Annotated in this window: 19 protein-coding genes and 1 pseudogene; 8 read left to right on the forward strand and 12 right to left on the reverse strand. The window is 51.2% G+C overall.

What is annotated here, in order from left to right; genetic code table 11:
- Positions 1-23 precede the first annotated feature (23 nt).
- Both recF and MKQ70_RS08955 read left to right on the forward strand, forming a co-directional pair.
- Entirely contained in the window at positions 24-1,025 is a 1,002-nt protein-coding gene (recF, locus tag MKQ70_RS08950) for a DNA replication/repair protein RecF (RefSeq protein ID WP_248070036.1), read from the forward strand.
- A 40-nt stretch (positions 1,026-1,065) separates the two neighbouring features.
- A complete protein-coding gene (locus MKQ70_RS08955; RefSeq protein ID WP_248070038.1) occupies positions 1,066-1,332 on the forward strand; it encodes a DciA family protein in 267 nt (88 codons plus the stop codon).
- Positions 1,333-1,376: 44 nt separating this feature from the next.
- Here MKQ70_RS08955 and MKQ70_RS08960 read toward each other — a convergent pair whose 3' ends face one another.
- The 6 genes from MKQ70_RS08960 to MKQ70_RS08980 all read right to left on the reverse strand — a co-directional run bounded on the left by MKQ70_RS08960 (position 1,377) and on the right by MKQ70_RS08980 (position 4,144).
- Positions 1,377-1,685: a hypothetical protein gene (locus tag MKQ70_RS08960; RefSeq protein ID WP_248070039.1), complete on the reverse strand. Its 309-nt coding sequence runs from the start codon at positions 1,683-1,685 to the stop codon at positions 1,377-1,379.
- Positions 1,686-1,971: 286 nt separating this feature from the next.
- Positions 1,972-2,442, reverse strand: a complete 471-nt coding sequence (locus MKQ70_RS08965; RefSeq protein WP_248070041.1) for a DUF4252 domain-containing protein — start codon at positions 2,440-2,442, stop codon at positions 1,972-1,974.
- A gap of 122 nt (positions 2,443-2,564) precedes the next feature.
- Positions 2,565-2,786: a DUF4252 domain-containing protein gene (locus tag MKQ70_RS38030; RefSeq protein WP_282456299.1), complete on the reverse strand. Its 222-nt coding sequence runs from the start codon at positions 2,784-2,786 to the stop codon at positions 2,565-2,567.
- Positions 2,787-2,793: 7 nt separating this feature from the next.
- Positions 2,794-3,087, reverse strand: a complete 294-nt coding sequence (locus tag MKQ70_RS38035) for a DUF4252 domain-containing protein (protein WP_282456300.1) — start codon at positions 3,085-3,087, stop codon at positions 2,794-2,796.
- A 52-nt stretch (positions 3,088-3,139) separates the two neighbouring features.
- Positions 3,140-3,643 (reverse strand): PG0215 family putative anti-sigma factor, encoded by a 504-nt coding sequence (locus MKQ70_RS08975; protein ID WP_248070043.1) that lies wholly within the window; start codon positions 3,641-3,643, stop codon positions 3,140-3,142.
- 60 nt (positions 3,644-3,703) lie between these two features.
- Positions 3,704-4,144, reverse strand: coding sequence for a GFO_1088 family ECF-type sigma factor (locus MKQ70_RS08980; RefSeq protein WP_248070045.1), 441 nt, complete (start codon positions 4,142-4,144; stop codon positions 3,704-3,706).
- Between the two features lie 182 nt (positions 4,145-4,326).
- Between MKQ70_RS08980 and MKQ70_RS38040 the strand changes: the two genes are divergently transcribed.
- From MKQ70_RS38040 to MKQ70_RS08995, 4 genes are all read left to right on the forward strand, one after another.
- Positions 4,327-5,493 carry a beta-L-arabinofuranosidase domain-containing protein gene (locus tag MKQ70_RS38040; RefSeq protein WP_282456301.1) on the forward strand — a complete coding sequence of 389 codons (1,167 nt, stop codon included), beginning with the start codon at positions 4,327-4,329 and terminating at the stop codon, positions 5,491-5,493.
- Positions 5,493-6,359 carry a glycoside hydrolase family protein gene (locus tag MKQ70_RS38045; protein WP_282456302.1) on the forward strand — a complete coding sequence of 289 codons (867 nt, stop codon included), beginning with the start codon at positions 5,493-5,495 and terminating at the stop codon, positions 6,357-6,359. The genes MKQ70_RS38040 and MKQ70_RS38045 overlap by 1 nt, the downstream gene beginning before the upstream one ends.
- A gap of 209 nt (positions 6,360-6,568) precedes the next feature.
- Positions 6,569-7,516: a hypothetical protein gene (locus MKQ70_RS08990; protein WP_248070046.1), complete on the forward strand. Its 948-nt coding sequence runs from the start codon at positions 6,569-6,571 to the stop codon at positions 7,514-7,516.
- Positions 7,510-8,376, forward strand: a complete 867-nt coding sequence (locus tag MKQ70_RS08995) for a T9SS type A sorting domain-containing protein (protein WP_248070049.1) — start codon at positions 7,510-7,512, stop codon at positions 8,374-8,376. The genes MKQ70_RS08990 and MKQ70_RS08995 overlap by 7 nt, the downstream gene beginning before the upstream one ends.
- A 151-nt stretch (positions 8,377-8,527) precedes the next feature.
- Here the strand turns inward: MKQ70_RS08995 and MKQ70_RS09000 are convergent, their stop codons facing one another.
- The 5 genes and pseudogenes from MKQ70_RS09000 to MKQ70_RS09025 all read right to left on the reverse strand — a co-directional run bounded on the left by MKQ70_RS09000 (position 8,528) and on the right by MKQ70_RS09025 (position 11,976).
- Positions 8,528-9,196: an FAD-binding oxidoreductase gene (locus MKQ70_RS09000; protein ID WP_248070051.1), complete on the reverse strand. Its 669-nt coding sequence runs from the start codon at positions 9,194-9,196 to the stop codon at positions 8,528-8,530.
- A 10-nt stretch (positions 9,197-9,206) separates the two neighbouring features.
- Positions 9,207-9,786, reverse strand: a pseudogene (locus tag MKQ70_RS09010) (ABC transporter permease).
- 107 nt (positions 9,787-9,893) lie between these two features.
- Positions 9,894-10,259 carry an ABC transporter permease family protein gene (locus tag MKQ70_RS09015; RefSeq protein ID WP_248070054.1) on the reverse strand — a complete coding sequence of 122 codons (366 nt, stop codon included), beginning with the start codon at positions 10,257-10,259 and terminating at the stop codon, positions 9,894-9,896.
- A gap of 6 nt (positions 10,260-10,265) precedes the next feature.
- A complete protein-coding gene (locus MKQ70_RS09020) occupies positions 10,266-11,369 on the reverse strand; it encodes a BT_3928 family protein (RefSeq protein WP_248070056.1) in 1,104 nt (367 codons plus the stop codon).
- A 10-nt stretch (positions 11,370-11,379) separates the two neighbouring features.
- Positions 11,380-11,976, reverse strand: a complete 597-nt coding sequence (locus tag MKQ70_RS09025; RefSeq protein WP_248070058.1) for a DUF1599 domain-containing protein — start codon at positions 11,974-11,976, stop codon at positions 11,380-11,382.
- A 109-nt stretch (positions 11,977-12,085) separates the two neighbouring features.
- Here MKQ70_RS09025 and folP point away from each other — a divergent pair, with 109 nt between their 5' ends.
- Together folP and MKQ70_RS09035 are read left to right on the forward strand one after the other, a co-directional pair.
- Positions 12,086-12,931: a dihydropteroate synthase gene (folP, locus tag MKQ70_RS09030; RefSeq protein ID WP_248070060.1), complete on the forward strand. Its 846-nt coding sequence runs from the start codon at positions 12,086-12,088 to the stop codon at positions 12,929-12,931.
- 19 nt (positions 12,932-12,950) lie between these two features.
- Complete coding sequence (locus MKQ70_RS09035; RefSeq protein WP_248070062.1) at positions 12,951-13,757, forward strand: diadenylate cyclase; 807 nt, start codon at positions 12,951-12,953, stop codon at positions 13,755-13,757.
- Between the two features lies 1 nt (position 13,758).
- On the opposite strand, the gene MKQ70_RS09040 is transcribed toward MKQ70_RS09035, so the two are convergent.
- Complete coding sequence (locus tag MKQ70_RS09040) at positions 13,759-14,832, reverse strand: acyltransferase family protein (RefSeq protein ID WP_248070065.1); 1,074 nt, start codon at positions 14,830-14,832, stop codon at positions 13,759-13,761.
- Positions 14,833-14,890: the final 58 nt, after the last annotated feature.

Genomic DNA, 14,890 nt, shown 5'->3' on the forward strand with positions numbered 1-14,890 from the left:
TTTTCGGGTTCGAAAAGCGCATCGTGGGCATTACCGGGCGTAACGGCTCCGGTAAAACCAACCTGCTGGACGCCATATATTATCTCTGCTTTACCAAGAGCTATTTTTCCAGCACCGAAGCGCAGAACGTGCTGTACCACACCAACGGCTTCCGGCTCGAAGGGCAGCTGGAGCGCCCGGGAAAGGCAGATAAAGTAGTGTGCACTCTCAAAGACGGCAAAAAGGACGTGGCGCTGAACGACGACAGTTACGATAAGTTTTCCCGCCATATCGGTCAGTTTCCGGCCGTCATGATCGCGCCGGACGATGCCGAGATCATTCTCGGGGGCAGCGAAGAGCGCCGCCGGTGGCTGGATGCCCTGCTCTCGCAACTGCATCCCGGCTACCTGGAGCACCTTATCGCCTACCAGAAAGTACTGCTGCAGCGAAACGGCCTCCTCAAGGCCATTGCCGAAACCGGTCAGAACCAGGACGCCTTGCTCGAAATATTCGACGATCAGCTGGCCGAACATGGCGTACCCGTGTTCGAAGCCCGCCAGGCCTTCCTGGGGCCGTTCATTCCCCGCGTACAGGCGTTGTACGATTACCTGGCCGGCACCCACGAAGTGGTGGATATTAAATACCAGAGCCACCTGCTGGATGGCGACTTTCGCAGGCAACTCATTCATAACCAGTTAAAAGACAAGGCCCTGCAACGCACGTCGGCCGGTGTACACCGGGATGACCTGCAGTTTTTACTCAACGGCCACCCGATGAAATCCAGCGCTTCGCAAGGACAACGGAAAAGCTTCCTGTTCGCCCTCAAGCTGGCGCAATACGAGGTGATCCGGCAGTACAAGCAGTTTCCTCCCCTCCTGCTGCTCGACGATGTATTCGAGAAACTGGACCAGGACAGGGTGTCGCGCCTCATTAACCTGGTAAAGAGCGACGGATACGGACAGGTGTTTATTACCGACACGCATGCCGAGCGACTCCTCGCGGCATTTGGCGCCGATGGGGATATTATTCAGCTTATCCACATGTAAAAAAGCGTACTTTTGCTCCATGCGATATGGAGTTACTAGCATGGGCGACGCCCTCCGGGATTATCTGAACAAAAGCCGTCTTAAACCAAGACTGCTGGAGGTGAAAGTACAGGAAAACTGGGAGCAGCTCATGGGGAAAACCATCGCACGCTACACACAAAGCATCGCCCTTATCGACGGCAAACTCATTATCACTACCGCCGTAGGTCCCCTCAAACAGGAGCTGATGTATTCCAAAGACAAAATTCTCAAACTCGTCAACGAAATGCTGGAAGAACCGGCCATCAGGGAAGTAATTATTAAATAAGCCCCCTCTCCCAGGCCCCGCTGGTCGATCCCTCCTGGTTGATGCTATTTGTAATCCGCTCCCTCCTTTTTGTAGAATTCCTTCAGCATGGCCCGGTACAGTGGCCGTCCCGACGGCACCTTCAGCCTTAGCTGCGCTTCAAAACGCGTTTGGAGGTTGGCATAGCGCTCCTTTATCACCTGGTTCGCCAGCTTAAAAAAGTCTTCATTGTCCTCCTGCTTTTCGGTAGCGGGCTTTTCGCGTTTGCCTACCTTTTTGGAAACGACTGCCTTGCCATTATAGTTTCTCACTGTAAACTGATCGGCGATGGAGCCCGAAAGGGCCATTAATAATACGTTCGTGGAAATAGCCATAGAATATGAAAGGTTTAGGCATACTACGTTTATCCTTCGTTGATTGTTCGTTAACCGTTCGTTAAAGCTAGGTTTGCGAACCTAGCCCGAACCTACCTTGAACCTAGGATGAACCTAGGATGAACCTAGGATGCCTAAAGGAGGGTCTAATCCTGGAATAGGTTTACATACCATGTTAAATGATCCGGAAAGGTTGATATGAGTGATAATTGCGGCTGATGCCAATAAAAAAGCCCGACGCAGAAACGCCGGGCATACTTTATTATCATGATTGAAAAAAGTGTACTTAATCGAGATCTTTGAAGTACTTCGCGGCTTTAGCGAGGTCGTCCATGCTGATGCGGGTGTTAAGTGCTACCATGACCATTTCGGATTCCTCCTGTACAAGCATCACTACCTTGCCGAGTTTCTTTTCGCTGCCGCGGCTCATAATTTCCACGCGGGCGCCTTTGTCCCGCACTTCCATCAGGGGCTCAAAGCGTTTCTTAACGAGATCGGCTTTCAGTTGCGCCACATCTTCTGTAGCAATAGATGCACCTTCGATGGTGTGAATGCGGATCTTTTTGATTTTGCGCAGCAGGCGTTTTACCTGGCGACCCTCACCCTCGAAAGCGTTTTTACCGATGAACACGCCAGCCATACGTAAAGGCACAAAGCCGAGGCCGATGGTGAAGGTTTCGCCTTTACCCCAGTACGATTTACGGAAGTCGCGGAGCAGCGCGGATTGTGCGTTGGCAGTTTGGGTTACGAGCAGCATGCCGGCAAAAAGGGCGATACTGAAAGCAGTTAGTTTTTAAGCATACAGGAGGATTTTGGTAGAGCGCCGCAGTCCCTGTAGAATGGCGGTAATGCAGGAACCGCGGCGCTGTTGGATAAGGATTATTTCTTTTTAGGTGCTTTATCTACCTGGCTGAGTTTATCGAACCCGGAGATGTCCATGTCTTTCGCGATGTTGGAAATCTCGCTCAGGCTAATGTCGCCGGTGATGGTCAGGGCTACGAATTCGTCACCGCCTACCAGCATGATCAGTTCGGCTATATTGCCTTTTGAGTTTTCTTTCACCATGAATTTCAGGTTTGTTTCTTTATCCTTGATGGTCATGAGTTCTTCAAAATCCTTGGATAAAAGGAGTTTGCTTCCGGAATAAACGGTTCGCGTCTTTGCCTCCTTCGTTCACCAGGATTTTAAGGCCGGTAAGCTTTTTGGCAACGGTCATCACCTTTTTCGCATCGGGATCATTGGCGTCTATCTTGCTAAACATGGTAAACATTTTCGGCGTGATGTTGATCACCGTGAAGCTCTCGTCGTTGGCGTATTTCTGGTAAAATTTATCGATACTGCTCTGCGCCCACAAAGCTGTTGTGGCGAAGGTAAAGGCGAGCAGCATTACTATCTTTTTCATGTTGTTGCTGTTTAATTTTTAAAGTCTGATTTATATTGGTTCTAGAACGGCCTTAGTTGTCGCGTACTTTTTCAGTAGCCTCGTTGAAGTAAGCGAGTTTCTCCATCTGACGCGTGCCTTTGTTCATGTTTTTGGCGATGAGTTTCAGGGCGCGTTGTGTTTCCTCGAATGCTTTCTGCGGATCGTCGTACGTATCGGTGCGCAGGGCTACGGTTTCTTTTTTGGTTTCGAACTGCGAAATGGAATAACCTAAGCCGAAAGCCATGGTAATTACGGCAGCTACTTTCATCCAATCCTGCCAGAAGGGGCGGATAATTTTCGCTGTTTTAGTTTCTATGACCTGCTCTGTAAAGAGGCTTTCATCCAGTTCGGGCATGTCCAGCTCCATATTGGCGGCGGCATGGAAATACTGGAACATGGGAGCTGCCTCGCGGAGATCTTCGGGAAGTGCGTCCGTATGGGTGGCAAAGAACTGGCGCAGCTGCGCTTCTTCTTCTTCCGTTGTTTCGCAGGCCCAATATTTGGCCAGCAGGGCTCTTGTTTTATTGTAATCCATATACATGCATGTTTTGTAACTGTTCACGCACCGTCTTCCGTGCCCGGTGCAAATTCACTTTCACATCGTTGATATCAATTTCCGGATATCGGCAATTTCCTGGTAAGCATAACCGTCCATATCCCTTAGCTGGATGAGGGTACGGTATTTTTCAGGCAGCGACTGTATGACCTGATGAACTTTTTTCATCGTATCGCTTTGCTCCATCTTTGCATGCGGGTTCCGCGTGGCGGCCGGCAGTTCACGCACATGGTCCAGATCGTCCGCCGGTTGGAACTTCTTTGACTTCATGCGGTCCAGGGCCAGGTTGCGGGTGATGCGCATGCACCAGGCTTCGAGGTTTTGCAGTTCATTCATCCTTTCTTTATGGTGCCACACTTTCATCAACGCATCCTGGATGATGTCCTTAGCGTCTTCCTCATTGCCCAGCAGGCGGTAAGCAAAGCGGAGCAGCTTTGGCTTTACGGGCATTACCTGGGAAAGAAACAGTTCTAATGACATAGTACTAAGAAGACGACGGGTAAATTCGTTTGTTACAGAAATTAGTAACTTTTTTAAACTTTTTTAAAGAAGATTGATTTTTAAGGGGTTAGGTGGATTGGAAACCGCCGCTCATCCCAAAACCGTCGCCTTTTAAGCAGGCTGCCTATCTTCCTGTTACAAAAGAAAAAATTAACTAGCGCATGTTAAAGAACCTCCACGTGCTGCTGCTCCTTTGTGCATCATCTGTAAAAGCACAGCAGGTAAGCGTTGTAGACCGTCCAGCCAACAACACGGCGAACCGTTTTTACGTCACTAATAAAGCGCCGTTACAGGCGGAATATTTTACCAAACTCCCAGTGGCCAGTGTTAGCCCACGCGGATGGCTGCACCGGGCATTGGAAATGCAACGCGACGGTCTCACCGGCAACCTTGGTGAGATCAGCGTCTGGCTGTCTAAAACGGATAATGCCTGGCTGCATAAGGACGGCAAAGGCAAGTATGGCTGGGAGGAGCTTCCCTACTGGCTTAAAGGCTACGGCAACATCGGGTATGTGCTGAAAGATCCGAAGATGATCGCCGAAACGAAGTTCTGGCTCGAAGCGGTCTTAAAGAACCAGCGCGGGAACGGCGACTTTGGTCCCGATGTAGAAAAGGGCGCCGGCAAACGGGATCTGTGGACCAATATGCCAATGCTCTGGTGTTTACAGTCGTACTACGAATTCAGCAACGACAAACGCGTGCTGGACCTGATGAGCAAATACTTCAAATGGCAACTGAGCATCCCGGACGATAAGTTACTGGAAGATTACTGGGAAAACAGCCGCGGCGGGGATAATATCTATAGCATTTACTGGCTGTACAACCGCACCGGCGATAAGTTCCTGCTGGACCTGGCCACTAAAATAGACAGGAATACGGCGAACTGGCGTCAAAAGGACAACCTTCCCAACTGGCACAACGTTAACGTGGCCCAGTGTTTCAGGGAGCCGGCGCAATACGCGCAGCAGAGCGGTAAATCGGCCGACACCGACGCTACTTATAATAATTTTAAGTTGATGCGTTACATCTACGGCCAGGTACCCGGTGGGATGTTCGGCGCCGATGAAAATGCACGCAAAGGATACGACGATCCCCGCCAGGCCGTGGAAACCTGCGGACTGGTAGAGCAGATGACGTCCGACAACATGCTGCTCGCTATTACCGGTGATCCGTCCTGGGCGGACAATGCAGAGGATGTAGCGTTTAACACGTTCTCCGCCGCCTTTATGCCGGACTACCGCGCGCTCCGTTACCTCACCGCGCCGAATATGAGCATCAGTGATAGTAAGAATCATCATCCCGGCATTGATAATACCGGTCCTTTTTGATGATGAACCCTTTCAGCAGCCGTTGCTGCCAGCACAATCACGTAGCGGGCTGGGTATACTACTCCGAATATGCCTGGATGGCCACGCCGGATAACGGTCTTGCCGCACAGCTCTATTTTGATAATGAAGTAAAAGCCAAAGTGGGCAATGGCGCAGCAGTGAAGTTGTCACAAACCACGAAGTATCCTTTCGATGAAAATGTTGCGATAACACTCAGCACTGTCAAACCCGTCGCTTTCCCCTTGTACTTCCGTGTACCGGCATGGTGTGCGGCCCCTGAGCTGACGGTCAACGGTAAAAAGGTTACGCTTCCACCGGTAGCTAAAGGTTACATACGCGTACAGCAAACCTGGAAAACCGACGATAAGATCGCTCTTCGCTTCCCGATGACGCTGAGCGTACGCACCTGGGAGCGGAACAAAAACAGCATCAGCGTGAATTACGGGCCACTCACCTATTCGTTGCTCATTAAAGAAAATTATGTGCAGCAGGACAGCAAAGCCACCGCTATCGGCGACTCCCGTTGGCAAGATGGCGCGGATCCCGCGAAGTGGCCTTCGTTCGAGATCCTGCCTGCTTCCGACTGGAACTATGGTTTGATCGTAAACGCTGCGGATCCCGCCGCATCTTTTGAAGTAGTGCGTAAGTCATGGCCTGCGGATGATAATCCGTTTACGAATACGAATGCGCCGATCACCTTGAAAGCAAAAGGTAAAAAGATCCCATCGTGGGGCATTGATAAATACGGATTAACGGGCGTGTTGCCGCAGAGTCCTGTGAAAACGGAAGAAGCGGTGACCCCGCTGGTGTTGGTGCCTATGGGCGGGGCGCGGTTAAGGATATCGGCGTTCCCGGTTGTAATGTAAACTGATGGCCAAAGGGAGACGATAACCGTCTCCCTTTGGCTATAGACCATCTCACCCCACCACTGACCTCCCACCTCAGTGCATTCCCCAATTCGTGTTATTGCAATCGCCATCTGTAAAGGCTTCTTTTACACCCGGAAACCCCTCCGCCATCTTAACCCTTTTAAAATCCCCTGCATGAAAAGATCCTTACTCTTTATCTTTTTACATTGTTGTTTACCGTCACCGCGTTTGCCCAGCCTGCTGGTTATGTGCCCGGCACTCAAACGTGCTGGACCTTCAACGGCCGCGAGCATGGCTACTTTAAAGCGGCCGGCAATGGTGAAAGGCACATCCTGCTGTCGTTTACCGGCGACGGGCAATATGCCTGCTACGACTACACGGTGGAAGTGCCGCAGAAGCTGCTGGAAGACGGCGGCATTAACTGGGACGGCCGTACGGTACGCGCCCCTGGCGACACCATCATCTGGGAAGTGTTTACGATTCCCAACCCGGGCTGGAACTTCGCGAACGTACACACCGATATCAACTATTTTTTTGCCAATATTGCACCCATAGACACCTCCGAACACTGGCGGTTTCACACAGTGGGTTTCAGCGGCGGTGTGGGCCGGCAATGGGACTTTATCACCAATAACTGGAACCAGTACAGCCCGTATAGCCATATTATTTCAACAACGATCAATCAATCGACTACGTGGGTGGGTCGCCCCGATATTTACGCCGCCAGCGAAGGTAAACGCCACTGGATATGGCACGGTGCAGCCGATGTATGGCCCTGGACACCGCCCGCGGCTTCACAGGGGTTGTACGATAACCTGCGTGGCTATAAACACCTGACCTTCCAGGCCGGCACCGGGCACGATTCTCTTACGTGGGACAGCTGCATGTCGCTCGCCGGCAGGGATACTATGACCAACCGCTGGTTATGGATGGTACGCAAAGACACCGTTGTAACACCCCCTCCGGGCTGTGACTATGGCGGCGGTCCTGTGGGTTATGTGCCTGGCACCCAGGTTAACTGGCGCTTTAATGGCCGCGACCATGGCTATTTCCGGTCGGATGTATGTGGCGAACGACATGTGCTCATCGTATTCCAGGGGATGCGGCGTATGATAGCACCAATTATCAACTGGAATCACCGCAAAAGATGCTGAGAGACCTGGGGCTTAACTGGAACGGCAGTACGAATTCGCCCGATACGACCATATCATGGGAGATATTCGCGCTTCCTTATAACAGCGGCTACTGGCTGCCGGGGTATGCGGCAGACCTGGATCACTATTTCGCCAATACGGTTGGTCTTGATACCAGCGATCACAGCAAGTTTCACATTGCCGGCATCAGCGGTGGTGTGGGACGTATGTGGGGCTACATCATCAATGACCAGACGCATAATAGTCCTTACAGGAGTATATTCTCCACTACGATCAGTGTAGCGGGCAGCTGGTTTACAGACTACGCGCCCCTTACAGCGGCCAGCGCAAACGGCCGGCACTGGGTATGGCATGGGGCTTCGGATTCGAGCGGTACGAATCCGCCCATCGCCTCCCAATTCCTGTACGATGCACTCAGCGGCGACAAACGGCTCACGTTCCAGGCCGGCGCCGGGCATAACTACGTCACGGTTGATAGCTGCTTCAGCCTCGTTGGGACCGACAGCGCCACCAACCGCTGGATCTGGATGGTACAGGGCGGTACGGGCGGTAGTTTGCTCCGCGGCAGCGACCTGGCATATAAACCAGTAACACCGAAAGCGATTAAACCCATCAACCTGTACCCTAACCCGGTTAAAAACAAGTTGTATGTAGACTTGCGCGCCCTCCCGGCAGGCGCCTACTGCATTTCTATTACGGATATCAGCGGCAGAACGCACCGCACGATCAATGGCGTGAAGCCAGTGCTGTACGAAGCCGATGTATCAGGCCTTCATAAAGGCTTGTTCATCCTGCAGATCGAAGGCGGGGACGCCGCGAGCAGCGGAAATTCATCAAGGAATAATAGACGCTGTATATGAGAAAAATCGCGTCGCTCTACGGGGCGGCGCTTTTTTTTTTAATAAGCCATCATCAATAAAGTTGCCGAATTTATACGGGGCATCAATGGCGCGGGTGTTGCCCCGGAGATTGCCGCCAGTAAGGTAGGTTTTCATAGTCAGGTAGCCGCAGCTATTTTTCGAACACGAGCACTTCGGTTTTTGCGCCCAGTTCTTCGAGGTGTTTATTGATTTCAGCAATCATCGGGTCGGGACCGCATACATAAAAGTACTGGTCAAAGTCCGCCACATGCTGTTTTAAAAAGGTTTGATCGATCCGTGCATGGCCATAGCCGGTTTTCTCTTCTTTACTGAGGATGAAATGCGCCTCCGCGCCCAGCATGTCGCGCAGTTCATCTTCACAGATGACGTCTGCAGCAGTTTTATTGGCGAAGAACAAGGTGTTCCCCAGTAGTTTATCATCCTTTCGCAATTGTCTTAATATTGCTAGGAACGGCGTAATGCCTGCTCCACCGGCAATAAAATAGCCGCGGCCTTTATATGCTATCGCGCCCCATACATCATGAATAATCAGCTCGTCGCCTTCCGACAACTGGTGCAGTTGATGCGTTACGCCATCATGGTCATGGTAGCCCTTGATCGTAAATTCGAGGTAAGGATCGGTATTAAGCGAAGTAAACGTGAATGGTCGCCGCTCGTTCTCCCAGCCTGGTTTGTTGATGGCTACTTCGGTCGCCTGTCCGGGCGAAAAGGCATATCCTTCCGGCTTTTCGACCCGGAAGCGTTTAACGTCGTGTGTCACCGGGGTAACGGACTGCAGTTTTACAATGTGCTGTTCCATATGTAAGGTATTATGCCATTTTGATGCGTGGATCTACAATACTATACAATATATCTGCCAGAAGGTTGATAACCACGAAGATTCCCGCCGTAAACAGGACGGCGCCCATTACTACCGGGAAGTCAAATTTCTCCAGCGCGTCTACGGTTACTGCCAATGCCTTTCCACCCAAAGATGTACTCCACGAAAAACGCACCCGCCAGCAGTTCCGCGAACCAGCCGGTAATAGCGGTGATGACGGGGTTAAGGGCGTTGCGCAGGGCGTGTTTGTACAGGATCACGTTGCCCCGCAGGCCTTTGGCTTTGGCGGTACGGATGTAGTCCTGGCTTAATACGTCCAGCATAGCGCTGCGCGTGAGCTGTACGATAATGGCCAGCGGGCGGATGCCCAGCGTGATGGCAGGCAACACCAGGTTGCGGAGGTTGAGTATGCGGCCGGCGAAGGGATCAATGTCGTACAGGCTGCCGGTCATGTGCAGCCCCGTATAATCGGTGAGCACAAAGCCGAACACGTAGGCCAGTACAATGCCTGTAAAAAAGGAAGGGGCCGAAATACCGATCACACTGGCAAATACCGCGCTGGTATCCATCCAGGTGTTTTGTTTTACGGCTGATACAATACCGAGGAAGATACCAGCCAGTGTGGCGAACAGGATAGCGGCCAGCGCTAAGGTGAGTGTGCCGGGCAGCGCTTCGGTCAATATCTCCCACACATCTTTTTACCCTGGTAAGAGCGCCGCAGGTAGGGCGTTTTCAGCACAAAAATCCGGTCGCCGCCCATCTTAAAGAGCGTTACATAATTGAGGGCGCTTTCTGCTTCTGCCCTTTCGTGCACGGCCAGCGGGGAAAGATCGTTCAGGTACAACAGGAATTGCACCGGGAGCGGCTTGTCGAGGTGCAGCTCCCGGCGCACATTTTCCAGCGAGGCCACGTCCGCACGCTGTCCCAGGGTTAAACGGGCTGGGTCACCGGGCAATACGTTGAAAAGGAAGAAGACGACCATTACAACGCCCAGCAGCACCAGCAGTCCGTAAAAAAGTTTCCTGAGAATAAAGCGTACCATGTGTGATTAGTTCGCGCTGAAAGTTGGAATATCGTTATAGTGCCATTTCCCGGTGATCGTGCCTTTGTTCAGCTCCATCAGCGTAGGATTGGCGCGACCGGCCGTTTTGATCGTGGTGCCATCCATCTGCATAAAGGGGAAGGTAATGCCTCTTTCCTGTTTAAATTTCTCCACCGCTTCTTTGCTGGACGAAGTAACACCATAGATGTAAAAGCCTTTTGCCGCCGCGAGTTTCTCCAGGGATTTGATTTTATTTTCCCAGCCCGAACCCGCATCTTCCACATTCTTCACGAGGAACAGGTACACCGTGGTGCCTTCAGATAAAATTGCCTGTGTAAAGTCGCCGCCATCGAAATCTTTCAGGGCGAAGTCCTTGATCGGAGGAATCGCATTCCCCTTCTGTACCAGTTCGTCTTTACGATCTACATACTCCCAGGTGCTGTCCTGCCAGGGGTAATTATCCTCGGTAAACGATTGTTCTTTACCGTCTTTCTTGTAAATCAGTACGGTTTTATACACGTCCGGTTTGGCGCCGGCGGGAATTTTCATATTGTCCGGGATGTTGTTGCCCACTTTAAACGGCAGGCAGTCAACGATCGGCAGGTGTTTCAGCGTGTACCACTGGATGCCGAACGAGAAAACGGTTGCCAGGGCCAGGATGATCACAGATATCTTTGCACTGAATAACGGTTTGATCTGTTTGTTGTAAATGAAAATGACAACGATCATCACCGTGAGGATCACATCTTTCCAGAAACTTTCTTTCGCTTCCAGTTTGATACAGTCGCCAAAGCAGCCGCATTCTTTAATCAGCCCGCTGAACAGCGCAAAGCCGGTCAGGAAGGTGAAGAAGATAATCAATACCAATAACAAAGTGGAGAAGATGCGCATGCGGTAACCGACGAGTACCGCCACACCGGCGATGATTTCGAAGGCATTCATCAAAATTGAGAAGACGAGCGAGTAAGGCACCAGCCAGTACAGGTGCAGTACTTCAAAGAATTCGTCCATTTTGTAACTGAGTCCCAGTGGATCGTTGGCCTTGATGAGTCCCGAAAAAATAAACAGCACCCCAACGATAATTCTGAACAGGTTTAGGATAAGCTTCATGGTTGGATAGTTATAGTTTGCCGCCGGCCTCTCCCGCTTTGATGAGGGCGAAGATGGCGTAGTTTACAATGTCTACGAAGTTGGCGTCGATGCCTTCGGATATGATGGTTTTACCATCGTTGCGCAATATTTGTTTAATGCGCAGCAGTTTGGTCAGAATCAGGTCTACAAACGATTCCTGGCTCATATCGCGCCATGCTTCGCCGTAATCGTGATTCTTGGCTTCCATTACCCCGCGGATGAAATCGGCTTTAGCTTTGTACAACCGGGCTACTTCATCGGCAGGAATATCTGTATATGGATCATTGGGCAGCTCCATCTGGAGCAGTGCGATAATACCATAATTGACGATGGCCGCAAATTCGCCATCGATATGATCGTCTACTTTCTGTTTTCCGCCCAGCTCCCGGATGGTGCGGATGCGCTGCGCTTTGATAAAGATCTGGTCCACGATGGAAATCGGGCGTAATACACGCCAGGAAGTACCGTAGTCGCGGGCCTTTTTACGAATGTATCTTTGCAGGTGTTGACTACCTGCGCATATTGCGCTGCTGTATCCCGGGTCGTTTTTGTCAATGCTTTTTAGTTTGAAATAATTGCTAATCAATTACATTTGCGGCAATATTACGCCTGCATGATTTTCAAAAATACATCATTCAGGGACAAATCACACAGTATTCAGTATAATTGTGATAAGCGTTTAACTCGATCCGTACATGAAACACGCCATCAATTGCCGGGGCAAATTGCTCGACTTGTCCACGCCTGTGGTCATGGGCATTATGAATATAAATGAAGATTCTTTCTTTGCGGGCAGCCGCAGCCATGGTTTGCATGAGGTAAATGAGCGTGCGGGTAAACTGCTGGCGGAAGGTGCTGCTATACTGGACCTGGGCGGACAAAGCACCCGTCCCGGCGCCGTGCAGGTGAGCGAGGAGGAAGAGGCCAGCCGGGTTATACCGGCGATCCACGCCATCATTCATCACCATCCCGAAGCCATTATTTCGGTGGACACCTATTTCGCTTCCGTGGCCGAAAAGGCCGTACTGGCGGGCGCATCTATCGTAAACGATATTAGCGCCGGGGAGCTCGACAAACAGATGATCCCCACCGTGGCACGGCTGAACGTACCGTACGTGGCCATGCATATGAAAGGCCATCCCGAAACGATGCAAAAGGAAGCCCGTTATCACGATGTAGTGCAGGAAGTGCTGGATTACTTTATCCGGAAAATGGAAACGCTGCGGCAGGCCGGCATAAAAGATATGATCATCGACCCCGGTTTCGGCTTTGCCAAAAACATGGAACACAATTACCAGCTACTGAACGGCCTGCATGCCCCGGAAATGCTGGGCGCCCCCATCCTTGCGGGCGTGAGCCGCAAAGGAATGATTTATAAACTGCTGAACACGACCGCGGAAGAGGCGCTGAATGGCACTACCGTACTGCATACCCTGGCCCTGCAGCAGGGCGCGGCGATATTGCGCGCACACGACGTTAAGCCTGCCGCCGAAGTTATCAGGATCATGCAATATGCGGGCGCACATCGCTCGCGTGACTAAAATCTGTTACATTTACAATATGGACGTGATTAATTTCTGGGGATATAATTTTAGATGGCTGCATATACTGGATCTGCTGATTGTTATTTTCCTGATCGTACAACTCTACCGGCTGCTGAAAGGAAGCCTCGCTTTTAATATTTTCCTGGGACTGCTTTGCATATACGCTGCGTATTTTCTGGTTCGCGCGCTCAAAATGCCGATCCTTACCACGGTGTTGCAGAACTTTATCAACGTGGGACTGATCGCGATCATCATCATATTTCAGCCCGAAATCCGGAAGTTTTTACTGGTATTGGGTAAAAAAACGCCGCTGAGTAAAGACAGCTTCCTGACCAAACTTTTCCTGCCAGACAAGTTCAAGAGTTACAAGGAGGAGGAACATATCATCAATGAAATTATCACAGCCGTTGGCCACATGGCAGCGAGCCAGACCGGTGCGCTGATCGTGCTGGCCACTACCTATCGTGTTAAGTTCGATACCGCGTCCAGCATTCCGATCGACGGTAACGTAAGCGCTAAACTGATAGAAAGCATCTTCGAGAAAAATGCGCCGTTACACGATGGCGCCCTGATCATCGTGGGCAACAAGATACTGGCCGCCAAAGTGATCCTTCCCCTGTCTGAAAACCCCAACCTGCCTACCCGTATCGGCATGCGTCACCGTTCTGCGGTGGGCATCACCGAACATAGCGACAACCTGGCGATCTGTGTCTCTGAGGAGCGCGGAACGATTTCGTACGCGGAAGATGGTGTGTTAAGGCAGGATGTGTCGTTAGAAGAGCTGAAGGTGAAGTTGTATGAAACGTTGGTGGAGGGTTTGTAGCTTACACCTTCACGTAAAGTCCTTTTTTATCCATCCGCCACACGATCACCCACATCACTAACATATACAGCACCGCAAATGCCAGCGAAGCCATTTCCGGCGGCAACCAGCTGGTAAATACATACTTGTACAACGGCCCTTTCCAACGGAAAAGGCCAAGCAACACAACGACCACCCAGGCTACGATGTAGATAAACAGCGGATTTTTCCCGAATGCTTCAAAGAAATAGGTCCACCTTTTAAGGCCGCGGGGCCCTGTAATCCAGGCCAGTAAGGCGAGCAGCAGCAGGTCGTAGCCGGTGCAGTATACCACGTAACTACTCGTCCACAATGCTTTATTGATCGGGAAAATCGTTCCCCAGGCGGCGCCGGTCACCACCAGCAGCAAGCCACAGCCTCCCATGAGTAATAAGGCGCCCTTTTGCTGCAGGTACCGGCCCGACCAATACCCGGCAATCACGTTAACGATAGCGGGCAGCGTGCTGAGCAAACCCAAAGGATCAAACGGGAAATGATAATGCCTGTAAATATTCGCTTCGGGAAGGTACAGCCGGTCAATCCGGCCGATAACATTCCCCTCGAGCGTGTAGTCACCGAATTGCCAGAGTAGCCACCAATAGCCGAAGAGCAGCAGGGCTGTTACAGCTATCACCCCTTTTGGAGAAACATAACGGAGGAGGAGCGCCGCCACGCCATAACAAACGGCAATGCGCTGCAATACGCCCCAGAGGCGGGTAGCCAACAGATCTTTCCATACATACTGCCCATCAACATAACTGATAAAAGGAAACGCATTTAATAACAGGCCGATGAGAAATATGAGCAAACTGCGTTTACCTACTTTTATCAAAAATGCGGTATGCGATAATTGCCGGAGTTTACCCATGCCGAAGCTGAGTGCATTGCCCACCACGAACAGGAATGTGGGAAATACAAGATCTGTTGGCGTGCAGCCGTGCCAGTCCGAGTGCCTGAAAGGCGCGTAAATGGCGTTCCAGTCACCCGGCGTATTTACAACGATCATGAGCGCTACCGTCAGGCCGCGCAATACATCAAGAGCGAGATAGCGGTTCATATTTGAATTCGTGGATGATGATTGCTAAAGATAACCGGAGAACCTGGTCACGGTTCCT

This window comes from Chitinophaga sedimenti (assembly GCF_023156195.1).
Taxonomy (GTDB): Bacteria; Bacteroidota; Bacteroidia; order Chitinophagales; family Chitinophagaceae; genus Chitinophaga; species Chitinophaga sedimenti.